The sequence below is a fragment of the Asaia bogorensis NBRC 16594 genome, assembly GCF_001547995.1.
In the GTDB taxonomy this organism is placed as follows: domain Bacteria; phylum Pseudomonadota; class Alphaproteobacteria; order Acetobacterales; family Acetobacteraceae; genus Asaia; species Asaia bogorensis.
The window spans coordinates 2800353-2813342 of record NZ_AP014690.1 but is presented as its reverse complement, the minus strand read 5'-3'; the positions used below and the strand labels follow the sequence as shown (position 1 = coordinate 2813342).

Genomic DNA, 12990 nt, shown 5'->3' with positions numbered 1-12990 from the left:
GCGCCACACTACCGGATGGCGATTTGTTGTCCGGGTATCATGAGAGGCAAGTCATGCCTCGCGAGTGCGCTGCCCCATGCCCCGACAAAGGACACTCACCCTCATGGAATCCTGTCTGGTGAAAATCTGGCACGGGGGGAGCACGCCCCTTCCGGGCAGCGGGCCAAGCCCCGTAGAAGCTGCGGATTGCCGGTTGCCTTGCAAGGGGCCTATCGGCCAGATGTCTGCCGGGTCAGGCTCCAGATCGAAGCAGTATCCTACGAACAGTATTTGCAGAAACCTGTATTCGATGTAACGATCCCGATATGAAAAAACGATTGCTTCCCGCCTGCCTCGCATCTCTCGCCTGCGTTCTCGATCTGGGGGTGGCGTCTGCCCACGCTGCACCCGTCGCACCGCGCGTCATTGTTGTCGCAGGCTGGGAAAACGGCGCAGATACAGGCGATGCACCGGGCGAATATCAGGACTGGGTCGAGCGCGAGCATCTGAGCGAGACAGTGCCAGTGCGTGGCGTGAAGGAGCCCATCCTGCGACGCAATAACGACGGAGTGTACGGCATTGTGCTGCGTTCCGGCCCGTCGGAACTCATGGCTCTGGCGCTCGACCCGGCATTTGACCTGAAAAGGACCTACTGGATCTTCACCGGCATTTCCGGCGTGAACCCCAATGTGGCCTCGGTCGGAAGCGTGGCCTGGGCGCGCTGGGTGGTGGATGGCGATGCCCTGCGCGAACTCGATGACCGCACCATTCCCAAGGACTGGCCCTATGGGCTTTACGCCATTGGGGCAGACCGCCCGAACACCCTGCCGAAAGATCCCAATCACTATGGCTCGGTGACGGATGTCGCGCAGTTGACCAAGGCCTATGCGCTCAATCAGGGTCTGGCGCGGTGGGCCTATGGTTTAAGCAAGGATGTCAAATTGGCCGACGACCCGGAAATTGCCCGCCGACGCGCAGTCTGGCCTGCGAGCCTTCCGGCCAGCAAGCCCCCGATGATCCTGATGGGCGAGACCTTGGGGGCCTTGCGCTACTGGCATGGCGAGGCACGCAATGACTGGGCGCAGGACTGGGTGAAACTCTGGACGAAAAACCAGGGCGTTTTCGTCATGACCAACGAGGAAAGCCAGACCAACCAGAAGCAGATGCGCCTGCTGGCGAAATGGGGCTATGTCGATCCGGACCGGGTGATGGTGCTGCGTTCGGGCTCCAACCCTTCCATGCCGCCCCCACATGTTTCCCTGACCCAGTCGATGGGCGATGAGGGACCCGGCCAGAATATTGCTTTCGACAATAATGAGCGCGTCGGGGCCCCGGTCGTGGCGGAGTTGGTCCGTCATTGGGACCACTATCGTGACCATGTTCCCTCCGCCCCCTGAAGGCGCTGGACACGGTGCCTCTGACAGGTGCGCCTTGCCCTGTCGGGGCGGAGGGATGTGGCCCTGTCGGGGCAGGGAGAGGTGACGCTCTCCCGCCTTGCCGGGTCTCTTGAGACCATTCTGCTCTCGCAGGGGCGCGGGCTTGCAGCCTGGCTTGCCGTAGCATGGGCCGCAGGATGCCTGATCTATTTCCTGCCCCGTTACGAGCCCGGTTTCTGGTGCGCCAGTGCCTGCGTCCTCGCGGGGCTGGGCATAGTGCTGTCAGGGTGGTCCCGTATCAGTGCCAGAGGCCTGGGCTTCGTCATGGTGATGGCTGGCGCGGGGTTTCTGCTGGCGCGGGCGCAGGCAGGGCGGCAGCCTCCCATGCCTGCACTTCCCTCACTGGCGGTCGTGTTGCATGGCCGGGTGATCGATGTCGCTACGACCACAGAGCCGGGCCAGATCCTTCAGCGTTTGCGCCTCAGGGATGCCGTGTTCGAGAGCGGGGTCGATATCGGCATGGCCCCGCTTCAGCGTGATTTGCTGCTCTTTACTCACGAGGGCCAGACCTATGTTCCGGGCATGGTGCTGCGCCTGCGGGCTGTATTGCGTCCGCCCGACTGGCCGGATTTCCCCGGTGCGCGCGATCGGCAAAGAGAGGCGTGGTTCGATGCCCTCGCCGGGTCCGGACGAGTGCTGGGCGCGCCAGAGATCCTCGCGGCACCGCAGGGCTACAGGCTGGGGCGCTGGCGCGCCGCGATCACGGCAGAAATCATGCACCATCTCCAAGGGCAGCGCGCCGCCATTGCCGCCACCCTGCTGGCCGGGCATGGCGAGGGGATAAGCCAGCAGACCAGACAGGCCTATGCGGCATCGGGGCTGGCCCATATCCTTGCCGTCGCGGGGCTGCATCTGGGTCTGGTCATGGGCGCCCTTTTTGCGGCTGTGCGGATGGGACTCGTCCTCTGGCCGTGGCTCGGCCTGCGTCTGCCCTGTCGGGAAATCGCTGCTTTCGCGGCGCTGGCAGGGGGGGTGATCTATGTGGCGCTCACTGGGTTCCATCTGCCAGCCTTGCGCAGTCTGGGCATGGCGGGTCTGGCAACCCTTGCCCTTCTGAGCGGGCGTCGCGTGCTCTCCATGCGCTCGCTGGCTCTGGTGGCGCTGGTCCTGCTCATGGCGTCTCCGGTGCTGGTGCTCGATCTTTCATTCCAGATGTCGTTTGCAGCCGTCATGGCCCTGATTGCGGGCTACGAGGCCATGCGGCCTTGGTTTGTCCGGCGAGCCGAACAGGGGCATCAGGGCGGCATCGGCCATCATCTCGTGTTGCTTTCTCTCACCAGTGCGCTGGCGGGCGGGGCAACCCTGCCACTCGTCATGGCGGGCTTTGGCAGTTTTCAGCCCTGGTTCATCATGGCCAATCTTGTCGCTGTGCCGATAGCGGCATTCTGCATCATGCCCGCAGGGCTATGCGCGTTGCTGCTCATGCCATTGGGGGCCGCTGGTGCGCCTCTCTGGGTCATGGGGCAGGGGATCGGGCTGGTTTCGTCGTTGGCAGCCCATGTTGCGGCATGGCCAATGGCCCATATCGCTGTGCCCCATATGCCTTGCTGGGCCTTGGTCCTGTATATGGCCGGGCTGGTAATCCTGTGCCTCTGGCGTGGCAAGGCCCGTTTCATGGCGCTGTCTCTCATGCTGACGGGGGTTGCGTCACCGCTCTGTCTGTCAGCGCCTGTGCTGCTCGTCTCACCCGATGCCGGTCTCATCGCTTTCCGACAGGGGGGTTCCTGGGTCGCGGGGCCGCATGGCAGCCTTTCAGCCCATACGCTTTCTGCCTGGGTTCAGGCCTGGCCCCGGTCTGTCATATCATCGGCACAGCTGCCGGATTGCGATGCTCAGCGGTGCCATATCGAGCGGGGAGGCCAGAAAATCGCCATCCTGTTCTCCCGCCTCCGTTCAGCAGACCCACCTCTCGAGTGTACGGGCAACGCGCTCGTGGTCAGCGCTGCTCCCCTTCCATCGGCGTGCAAAAGGGGCATCTATGTCGATCGCTTCACGGTCTGGCGCGATGGCGCGGTCATGGTGCGCGATGGCGCGAGTCAAAGCAGGGGGGAAGCCTTGCAGATCATATCAGACCGCTCATGGCGCGGTGCGCGGCTATGGGTACCGCGCCCTGGTTTCAGGGGCGTACCCAATCTGCCTCTGGCAAAGGCTGAGTAGCCCTCAGCCCTTCTTTGGATAGAAATGAAGAGCGACACGCTCCATGCTCAATCCCTGCACCAGAATGGTAAAGACCACGATGCCGTAGCAGATCGGGGCAAGAACCTCCTTCATCGGTCCGGCAGGCAAAGTGAGCGCGAGCGACAGAGAAATGCCACCGCGCAATCCGCCCCAGGTCAGCACGGCCAGCATGCGCCCGCGATCTTCTCCATAAAGATGGATCGGCAGGATGGCGAGAAACACGCTGAGCGCCCTCGCTGCAATTGAAAGCGGGATACCCAGAAGCAGGGCCACGAGCGCACGCTGGCTGGGAATGGCGGCCAGCACCTCAAAGCCGATCATCAGGAAGAGGAGCGCGTTCAGAATCTCGTCAACGAGTGTCCAGAAGCTGTTGAGTTCCTCACGCGCATGGTCGTCCATACTGCTCTTGGCGCGTTCGCTCCCCAGGCAGAGGCCTGCCACGACCACGGCGATCGGGCCTGACATGCCAAGCGCATGGGCAAGGCTGAATGTGCCTGCCGCCAGGCTGAGCGACACCAGAAGCTGCAAGTGGCTGTCGCGTGCAGCCCGAAAGCAGAGCAGAGCAATCAGACCGGCCACAAAACCAAGACCCGCACCTCCTACAGCCTCGATCCCAAAAGCTTCGGCGGCATCCATCAGGGTCAGGTGATGCGCCTCGCCCGTGACCAGTGTCATGGCAAGGCCGAAAATCACGATGCTCACCCCGTCATTGAACAGGCTTTCTCCGGCAAAAATGGCCTGAATGGGTCCTGGCAGACCCAGCCGGCGCAACATGCCCACCACCGAAACGGGGTCGGTTGGCGCGAGAATGGCCCCTAGCACCACGCACCAGAGGAATGGCACGGGCAGTCCCACCTGCGCCATGACCCAGTACATGGCCCCGCCCAGCATGAACACCGCCAGTATCGTCCCCACGATGGCGAGGAAAAATACCGAGAATTTCCGCTCCATCAGATGGCGTGTATCAACCTGCAGGGCACCGGCGAAAAGCAGGAAAGACAAGGCACCGTCCAGCAAATTGCCAGGCAGGTCAGCCGAGGCCAGAAGCGTCATGGGCAGAGTGTGCAGATCGACACTGGGCAGGGCCATGTCCAGCCCCTTGACCACAAGCGACACGATCAAGGCAATCAGCAGGATGCCAATCGTCATGGGCAGGCGCAGCAGCTTGTAATTGAGAATGCCGCAGGCCGTGCAGAGTGTAAGAAGAATCGCGAAGAGGCTGAGGGAGGACATGAAATCTCTTTGCCGATGATGCCGGGATGAGCCGTTTTACCGCATGAGAACGTGAACGCACGTCCTTCGTCCAGCTTCTCACATTATGTCATCCTCATTTTCACGCCGTAAACACAATGCCTGACCCTTAGAGGCCATATCCATCGCCATCTATTGCGATGTCGTATCATATGAAGATAGCTTCTCTCCCGGTTCAGGAGTGAGGGTTTGCCTCTGGCCGGACAGGGAGGGAGGCTTTTATGGGTAAGATAGGGATCATCACTGCCCTCAGTCGTTTCGGCATTATGGCGACAGGGCTGCTGATCGCCCCACCAGAATGCTTTGCCGTGCCAACTGCTGAAACGGGTGCCGATGCCTGGCATCAGCAGTTGCAGGCGATGGGCTTACCCCCCGGGGTAGGAGAGAAGGCATCACGCGTCGGTCCGATTCAGCAGGTGACGCTTGCGCCACTCTTTCACGAGCCATTTGCCTGCGCGGAGCATCCGGTAGGACAGCTTCTGGGTACAGGTGATGCGCTTGGTACTGATTGTATGATCATAGGCGGTGCCGCTGATGCTACGCACGGCTACAACAAGCTTTATCGCGGCCTCGGAGAAAAGAACGCGGACTGGTACGGCTGGCACAAGACCGTGCATGCGCCGTTTGATTCAGTCGTGACCTATGTGCATGTGAATCCCGTCACCAACAGCCCGGGAAATATGGGCAAACCCCCGGCCAGCGCCATCATGTTCACCAGAACTGACGGCATGAATGTAATCTATGCCCATATTGCCAATATCCGGGTCAGGAAAGGGGATCACGTAAAAGCGGGTGATGTCGTGGCGCTAGACAGCAATAACGGTTTTGCGCGCAACCCGCATGTTCATGTCGGTGCCTATAAGGGCACGGAAGCCTTCCAGATACGGTGGGACCTCGCCGCCATGGGAGCGGTGCCGGCGCTAAGTGGAAACTAGGGGTTTTCGGGCCGACTGTAAGCGGCCCGAATTCCGGTCAGGGTCTTGTCACACCCCTTCGACGAGCGTGGCGCGGTACCTTGCTCCAGCAAAGCGGTGTTCGCGCACCTTGCGATAGGCGTCGCCATCGTACCAGGCCAGCGCCGAGACCTTGTCGGGAAATTCGACAATGACGATCCCTTCCGGCTCGCTGCCTTCCAATGATTTCTGCGCTCCATAGGCAACCACAGGTTTTAAGGGATGGCCCTCAAACGTCTCGGCAACGAGCGAGAAATAGGTGTCGAGTTCACTCTGGTCGAGCGTCTCTTCGCGGGTGAATACGATATAGCTGCTCAAGTATTTTCTCCTTTGTTGCCGTTTTTGATCTGGGTCTTGAGCGGGAAAAGGCAAGGCGTGAAGGCCACGCAGCGTCCACATTCGGGGCTGCGGGCTTTGCACACATAACGACCATGCAGGATCAGCCAGTGATGTGAGGGGCGGAGCATTTCAGGGGGAATCCGCTTGATCAGCCCCTCTTCCACGGCGCGTGTCGTCTTGCCCGGGGCCAGACCGGTACGGTTTCCAAGCCTGAAGATATGTGTATCCACAGCCATCGCGCTTTCACCGAACATGACGTTCAGCACGACGCTCGCCGTTTTGCGCCCGACCCCGGCCAGAGCCTCCAGTGCAGCCCGATCCGAGGGCACTTGCCCGCCATGCAGGGCGAGAAGTTGCTCGGAGAGCCTGAGCACGTTCTTCGCCTTCGCGCGCCACAGCCCGATGGTGCGGATATGTGCGGCAATGCCCTCCTCGCCCAGTGCTACCATGGCACGCGCATCCGGCGCGTCACGGAACAGGCCGATCGTGACCTTGTTGACCGATTTATCCGTGGCCTGCGCCGAGAGCACGACGGCCACGAGAAGGGAAAAAGCGTCTGTATAGTCCAGTTCGCTCTCGGCATCGGGCATGGACTCGGCCAGTGCCGTGATGAACTGACAGGTCTGAGCACGTGTCATGGGTCTTTTGGCCGAGGGGAGAGACATCAGAACCATTTCATCATGTTGCATAAGGGCGTTTGAAGCCCCACAATAAGCGCTTCCCGCCCCAGACTACCAGTATGCCCGCCCAGCCAAACGTCTGGCGGAGGAGCTTTCTCTCGTGTCCAATACCGACAACACCCCGACCCGGCCGCACGATATCGCCTTTGTCGATATCGTGCGCTTCGTGATGCGCCGATGGCTCGAGCATCCGGCCTTTCTGACACGCACCGTGCTCGGTATTGCGCTCGCCACCATTGCCGACGTGGCAACGCCGGTCCTGTCGGGTCGACTGGTAACCGATATCTCCAGCCATACTGGCGGTGCCCCTCATGATGCCGCACAAATGGCCCTGCGCAATGATGCGCTGTTCATGGTGGGTGGGCTGATCGCGCTTGGGCTGGTGGGGCTTCTGGGGCGGCGTTCCTCCTATCTTGGCATTACGCATCTCAGCCTTGCCATCATGCAGCGCGCCCTGTCTCAGGGCTTTGCGCGTGTGCAGCGCTTTTCGACCGACTGGCACGCCAATAATTTCGCAGGGTCGACCGTACGCAAACTGACCCGTGGCATGTGGGCCATCGACACGCTTGACGACACGTTGCTGCTGCTGATTGCCCCGGAGGTGCTGGTCCTGACCGGCACCACGCTTGTTCTGGCATGGCACTCTCCGTTTATGGGGGCCGTGCTGGCACTTTCTGTTGTGCTGTTCACCTGGCTCTCCGTCGTGCTGACACTGCGTTACGTGGCGCCTTCGGCCCGCGCGGCCAATCGCTGGGATACGAAAGTGGGCGCGGCCATTGCGGATGCCGTGACCTGCAACGCCGTGGTCAAGGCTTTCGGTGCCGAACATCGCGAGGAACGCCGGCTGGACCGCGTGTTGCGCGCCTGGAGCGGGCGCACGGCGCGCACCTGGATCAGGGGGACCAACAGCGCCAACCTGCAGGGCTTTGCCTCGCTGGTCATGCGTATGCTTCTGGTGGCGCTGATCGTCTGGCAATGGTGGCAGGGCAAGGCCGGACCCGGCGATGTGGCCTATGTGCTGACGATGGTGTTTCTTGTTCAGGGCTATCTGCGTGACCTGGGCCAGCAGGTCAGCCAGGTCCAGCGTTCTGTCAACGAGATGGAAGAGCTTGTTGCCATTTTTGATCAGGCGCCCGGCGTTCAGGACTACAAGGGCGCGGGCAAGGCCGCCTTTACGCAAGGTGACGTTCGTTTCGATAATGTGACGTTCCAGTATCCCGGTCAGGATACGCCGCTTTATCGTGATCTGGATGTCTCGATCACCCCCGGTTCGCGTGTTGCTCTCGTCGGGCCAAGCGGTTCGGGCAAGACGACCTTCACCAAGCTCATCCAGCGTCTCTATGACACAACTGGGGGCAGGGTGCTGATCGATGGCGTGGATGTGCGCGATGTCACACAGGACTCATTGCGGGCCCACATCGCCATCGTTCCGCAGGAGCCGATGCTGTTCCATCGTTCCCTTGCGGAAAATATCGCTTATGCCCGACCGGGGGCAACGCAGGCCGAAATCGAGCGTGCCGCGCAGCTGGCCAATGCGAGTGCGTTTATCGAACGTCTGCCGGAAGGCTACGCTACGCTCGTTGGTGAGCGTGGGGTCAAGCTGTCGGGCGGTGAGCGTCAGCGCGTGGCGATTGCCCGTGCGTTTCTGGCCGACGCCCCCCTGCTGATTTTCGATGAGGCAACGTCCAGCCTCGATTCCGAGTCCGAAGTTCTGGTGCAGGACGCCATGCATCGCCTGATGGCCGGTCGCACAGTGATTGTGGTGGCGCACCGGTTGTCCACGGTGATGGAGCTGGACCGTATCCTCGTGTTCAGCAAGGGCGCGCTGAAGGAGGATGGCTCGCATGCCGAGCTGGTGCGGCGTGAAGGGGGGATCTATCGCCGCCTGTTCGAGTTGCAGTCGCTCGAGGGCTGAGGCGTCATCTCTGCCCTCAAGGCAGAATAACTTGGGGGATGGGATCGAACTTTAAGCAGGTGCCGAGGCATCGTGGCCTTGGGGGAGATATTCCTGCAGCACGCCACCTGGCTGGAAAACATAGATCCGATCGGCATGGGCAATGGTCGCCGGTCGATGGGCCACGATGATCTGGGTGACATTCATGGCGCGCAATGCAGCGGCGACATGGGCCTCGGTCATTTCATCCAGATGGCTGGTGGCCTCGTCCAGAAACAGGATATCGGGTTTGCGATAGAGTGCGCGCGCCAGAATGATGCGTTGTTTCTGTCCACCGGAAAGTCCTGCGCCCATATCGCCAATCAGGGTATCGAACCCCATCGGCATATGCTCGATATCCTGCAATATGGCGGCTCTGCTGGCACATTCCCTGAGCCATGCCTGATCGATTTCCTCATTGAAGCCGCTGATATTATCGGCGATCGACCCCGAAAAGAGGCCGTCATCCTGAAGGACGCCGGCGATGCGGCTACGATACCCCTCCAGCGTCAGGGCCTCGATCGACTCGCCATCAAGCGTGATCTTGCCTGATGACGGCTCCATCAGCCCCATGAGCGTCTTGAGAAAAGTCGTCTTGCCGCAGCCCGAAGGCCCCACGACCGCAATAATCTGTCCGGCAGGGACATCGAGGGAAATGTCGCGAAAGACCCAGGCATCATGCGCGCCATAGCGGGCGGAGAGGCCCTGGCAGGCAAGAGCTCCCTGGCCGCCCCCGTCGGGCCGGGGGACAAGGCTGGTCGTAGGCTCGGACGGCTCCGTTGGGGTCATGACGATATCTGACAGGCGTTCTGTCTGCACGCTGAGCATGCGGATCTGGAAGCCGCTGCTGATCAGGCTGCCGATACGCCCTGCAAACTGGTCTTTGTAGGACAGGAATGCGACGAGCATGCCAACAGTCATGGCCCCTTTCATGACGGCCATCGCGCCGAGCACCATCATGATGAGCCTGTCTGCCCCGAAAATCAGCTCAGCCAGCCTGCCATAAATAAGGTCGTAGCGCTGGATGCGAAGCCGGACATTGATACTGTCGATCACCAGATTGAGCCATGAGATGCGACGGCTCTCGCGCAGGCCCAGCAGCTTTACGCTGGCCATGCCGCGTAGCGTTTCGATGAAATGACTTTGCTGGCGGGCATCAAAAACGATCTGCTCTTCATTCGCTTCGCGATAGAGACGGTAGGTAAAGAGCCTCAGCGTCACATCCAGTGTCACGGCGATCAGCGCCACGACAGCCAGCCACCCGCCATAGATGAACAACATCACGCCCATGCCCACGGCCATGAGGCCGTCCATGACCGTTTGAACCATATCGGTGGTCATGGTCTTCTGGATCGAGGCGATGGCGTTGAAGCGCGACAGGATATCGCCCACATGGCGTTTGGCGAAATAATCGAGCGGCAGGCGGGAAAGGTGGTTGAAGAGCCCGGTATTCCACTGGAGCCCTACCCGGGTGCCCATGATAAGCACGGACCATTGCCGCACGCAGGCAATGAGGAGTTGCAGGAGCAGCAAGAGCGCCACGCCAGCGGCGATCGTGCTCAGCAACTCGCGATCCGAGGTGACAACAACCTCGTCGATAATCACCTGCGATACCATCGGCATGATGATCGCAATGACTTCGAGCCCGAGCGACAATGCTCCCAGCATCAGCAGGGATGAGCGCAGTCCGGCGACATGCCTGAACAGATCCCGCAGGCGCAGGGTCTCCCGGGCATCCTCCTTTCGGAAATTCTCATTGGGGAACGCCTCAAGCGCGATACCCGTGAACTCGCGCGAGACCGTCTCGATGGGCAGGCTGCGCCGCCCGAAAGCGGGATCATGGATCGTGACCCGTTTGCCGTTGACGGCAGTAAGAACCACGAAGTGGTTCATGTTCCAGTGCAGGATGCAGGGCAGGCGGAGCCCCGATAATTCGTCCAGTTCCAGACGCACGGCACGCGTTGTCAGGCCCACACGCTCGGCCGTGGCCATCAGGTCGCGCAGCGTGCTGCCCTTGATCGAGAGGGCAAACCGTCGCCTGAGCGTCGGCAAATCGATGCGGTTGCCATAATGCCCAAGGATCATGGCCAGACAGGCCATGCCGCACTCGGCGGCCTCAACCTGCAGAATGACCGGCGTACGGGGCTGGAAACCATAGGCGAGGGATTTGAGGGCCTTCATCGCCCCGTCACCCTGTTGCCGGTCGCCTCGTTGCCACTCACCATGCCGCCGCTCACCATATAGATGTCATCACGGACACTGATCAGCGGGTCGAAAATCCACTGATAGAGTCTGCGGGTATCGATGGCGATATCGGCCTGCACGGCCATTCCGGCCTGGAGCGGCATCTGTTTTCCATAGGCGTTGACGTAATCCTGATCGGGCAGGATCCGTATGCGATAGAGAGACGGGTCCGAGCCGCGTTCAGTCCCGGTGCCTTTGCCTGCGGCGGTGGGGGCAGGACTGGCTTCAGTGATCGAGACAGGGGCGCGGGTCACTTCGAGAACCTTGCCGCGATAAAGCCCGAAGCGCTGATAGGGGAAGGCATCGTAACGCAGCAGGACCGGCTCACCCTCATGCAGGAACCCGATCGAGGCACTGTTGACAAAGAGCATCGCCTCCAGCGTGTGCCCTGTGGGCAGAAGAGTGGCCAGTGTCTGCCCTGCCTGCACATGTTGACCCAGATTACTGCGTATGGCCGTCAGGATGCCGTCATCGGGTGCAATGACTACGCTCGATTTCTGGGCTTCGCTCTCGACGATCTGCTGCTGGATACGCGCGATCTCCTTGTCGAGGTCGTTGAGGTCACGCGCCTGCTGGGTGTCGTAGCGCACCAGCTTTGAGGTCAGATCAGCAATCTGCCCCTCGATTCCGCTCATATTCTGCAGAAATTGGGCATGGCTGCTGAGTAGCTGTGCGTAGGTGTAGAGCTGATTCTGGAACTGCGTTTCGGTTACGATGTGCTGTGACTTGGCAGCCTGCATCCGCTTCATCGCCGATTCGACAATCGGCAAGACGTGGTTATCGCTCTCGATCTGACGCCGGATTTCATCGTGCTGCTGCGTGAGGTAACGGATCTGCGTTGCAATCGAGGTTTTCTCGATGGGTGCGTCCTGTAGCCTCAGGGCTTTCTGTTTTTTCAGGATGTCGGCCTGCTCGCGCAGATGATCGAGCACACGGGCCTGGGTCGGGCCTGAACTCGATGTCGCTTCAATATTGATCACATAGAGCACGTCGCCCTTGTGAACATGTTGGCCCTCGCTGGCTTTTTGTGCCGAGATAACCCCCGTCGTGTTGACTGCAATGGTGATCAGCCCGGTAGGTGGGGCCATATAGCCTGTCGCATGCACGCGTCGTGTATAGACACCAAAAGCTGCATAGAGCGTTGCCGCGATGCACAGGGCGACTGTCGCCAGAGCGACAAGTCGGAAGGAGAGGGGTTGGAGAAGCTGAACCCGCCCGAGCCAGGATTGTCGCCGGGCTTCAAGAACTTCGCGCCTGAAGAGGTCAGAAGTCATAAAAGACGACAATCGGAAGAAAAATCGGGAACACGGGAGGGCTCAGAAAAGGTTCATCCCTGCCAGCATTTCAGACTGGCAGGGAGTGAACGCTCAGACTTTAGGCAGGCTTGCTGGCCGGTGCGTTAGCTACGGCCGTAGCAACGATCTGGGTGATCCCGAGACCGGTTGTCTGGACAGCCTGCGGCACGCCGGTGAGGCTGTTGGAGGCGATCGAGTCGACAATTTCACCGATGCCCGTGCCGAGGTTGGAAGCACCTGCGACAGCGCTGGCTACGGGCGCCTTGCCACTGATCGCCTTTGTGGACCAATCGACAATGTTGCCGATGGCGCTGCCAAGCTGGAATCCGAAATTGCTGAAGAAACCGGCTCCGCTGACAGTTTCAATTTCAGTTGAGTTCAGTTCGCGCATGATTTTGGCTCTCTTGTTGTTTGCCGTGAAGGCCGTTGAATGAAGCCCAACTCAATATTGGCGCGTATCGATGGGCGCGACAATTGTCAGTCCGATGAACTAAGCGCGATCCATCGTGACAAATCCAGTAATCAATGCGGATATATCGTGAGAGATTACATATAGATATCAACACTTACGCCGCATAGTGATGCTTTTCAGGTCATGCGCTTTCCGTCGTTACTACGAAAAAATTGCTATTTTTTTCATGAGATCGAGGGCGAAAGCAGTGCTCTGTGCAGGCACATCTTTCTCCTTTGCGAGAGGATATA

10 protein-coding genes are annotated in these 12990 nt (G+C 60.3%); 4 read left to right on the top strand and 6 right to left on the bottom strand.

Annotation, left to right across the window (positions count from 1 at the left end; translation table 11 throughout):
• Window positions 1-305: 305 nt before the first annotated feature.
• Together Asbog_RS12300 and Asbog_RS12295 are read left to right on the top strand one after the other, a co-directional pair.
• Entirely contained in the window at window positions 306-1376 is a 1071-nt protein-coding gene (locus tag Asbog_RS12300) for a purine-nucleoside phosphorylase (RefSeq protein ID WP_083510874.1), read from the top strand.
• A 27-nt stretch (window positions 1377-1403) separates the two neighbouring features.
• Complete coding sequence (locus tag Asbog_RS12295; RefSeq protein WP_231944580.1) at window positions 1404-3572, top strand: ComEC/Rec2 family competence protein; 2169 nt, start codon at window positions 1404-1406, stop codon at window positions 3570-3572.
• Between the two features lie 3 nt (window positions 3573-3575).
• Here the strand turns inward: Asbog_RS12295 and Asbog_RS12290 are convergent, their stop codons facing one another.
• Window positions 3576-4826, bottom strand: coding sequence for a cation:proton antiporter (locus tag Asbog_RS12290; protein WP_062165348.1), 1251 nt, complete (start codon window positions 4824-4826; stop codon window positions 3576-3578).
• Window positions 4827-5065: 239 nt separating this feature from the next.
• Between Asbog_RS12290 and Asbog_RS12285 the strand changes: the two genes are divergently transcribed.
• Window positions 5066-5779, top strand: coding sequence for a M23 family metallopeptidase (locus tag Asbog_RS12285; protein WP_062165347.1), 714 nt, complete (start codon window positions 5066-5068; stop codon window positions 5777-5779).
• 48 nt (window positions 5780-5827) lie between these two features.
• Here the strand turns inward: Asbog_RS12285 and Asbog_RS12280 are convergent, their stop codons facing one another.
• Window positions 5828-6115 (bottom strand): DUF1330 domain-containing protein, encoded by a 288-nt coding sequence (locus Asbog_RS12280; RefSeq protein ID WP_062165346.1) that lies wholly within the window; start codon window positions 6113-6115, stop codon window positions 5828-5830.
• Window positions 6112-6774, bottom strand: a complete 663-nt coding sequence (nth, locus tag Asbog_RS12275) for an endonuclease III (RefSeq protein WP_146926524.1) — start codon at window positions 6772-6774, stop codon at window positions 6112-6114. The genes Asbog_RS12280 and nth overlap by 4 nt, the downstream gene beginning before the upstream one ends.
• A gap of 181 nt (window positions 6775-6955) precedes the next feature.
• On the opposite strand from nth, the gene Asbog_RS12270 reads away from it, so the two are divergent.
• Window positions 6956-8731, top strand: coding sequence for an ABC transporter ATP-binding protein (locus tag Asbog_RS12270; RefSeq protein ID WP_371861672.1), 1776 nt, complete (start codon window positions 6956-6958; stop codon window positions 8729-8731).
• A gap of 51 nt (window positions 8732-8782) precedes the next feature.
• Here Asbog_RS12270 and Asbog_RS12265 read toward each other — a convergent pair whose 3' ends face one another.
• The 3 genes from Asbog_RS12265 to Asbog_RS12255 form a co-directional block, all read right to left on the bottom strand.
• Window positions 8783-10930 (bottom strand): peptidase domain-containing ABC transporter, encoded by a 2148-nt coding sequence (locus Asbog_RS12265; RefSeq protein ID WP_062165344.1) that lies wholly within the window; start codon window positions 10928-10930, stop codon window positions 8783-8785.
• A complete protein-coding gene (locus Asbog_RS12260; RefSeq protein ID WP_062165343.1) occupies window positions 10927-12267 on the bottom strand; it encodes an HlyD family efflux transporter periplasmic adaptor subunit in 1341 nt (446 codons plus the stop codon). Before Asbog_RS12260 ends, Asbog_RS12265 begins: the two co-directional genes overlap by 4 nt.
• A 100-nt stretch (window positions 12268-12367) precedes the next feature.
• Window positions 12368-12679, bottom strand: coding sequence for a hypothetical protein (locus Asbog_RS12255; RefSeq protein WP_023979371.1), 312 nt, complete (start codon window positions 12677-12679; stop codon window positions 12368-12370).
• Between the last annotated feature and the right edge of the window lie 311 nt (window positions 12680-12990).

Bases quoted from the DNA above. Each gene is read 5' to 3' on its own strand.
- nth (WP_146926524.1), bottom strand. From the start codon at position 6,774: ATGACACGTGCTCAGACCTGTCAGTTCATCACGGCACTGGCCGAGTCC.
- Asbog_RS12285 (WP_062165347.1), top strand. From the start codon at position 5,066: ATGGGTAAGATAGGGATCATCACTGCCCTCAGTCGTTTCGGCATTATG.
- Asbog_RS12290 (WP_062165348.1), bottom strand. From the start codon at position 4,826: ATGTCCTCCCTCAGCCTCTTCGCGATTCTTCTTACACTCTGCACGGCC.
- Asbog_RS12300 (WP_083510874.1), top strand. From the start codon at position 306: ATGAAAAAACGATTGCTTCCCGCCTGCCTCGCATCTCTCGCCTGCGTT.
- Asbog_RS12255 (WP_023979371.1), bottom strand. From the start codon at position 12,679: ATGCGCGAACTGAACTCAACTGAAATTGAAACTGTCAGCGGAGCCGGT.
- Asbog_RS12265 (WP_062165344.1), bottom strand. From the start codon at position 10,930: ATGAAGGCCCTCAAATCCCTCGCCTATGGTTTCCAGCCCCGTACGCCG.
- Asbog_RS12260 (WP_062165343.1), bottom strand. From the start codon at position 12,267: ATGACTTCTGACCTCTTCAGGCGCGAAGTTCTTGAAGCCCGGCGACAA.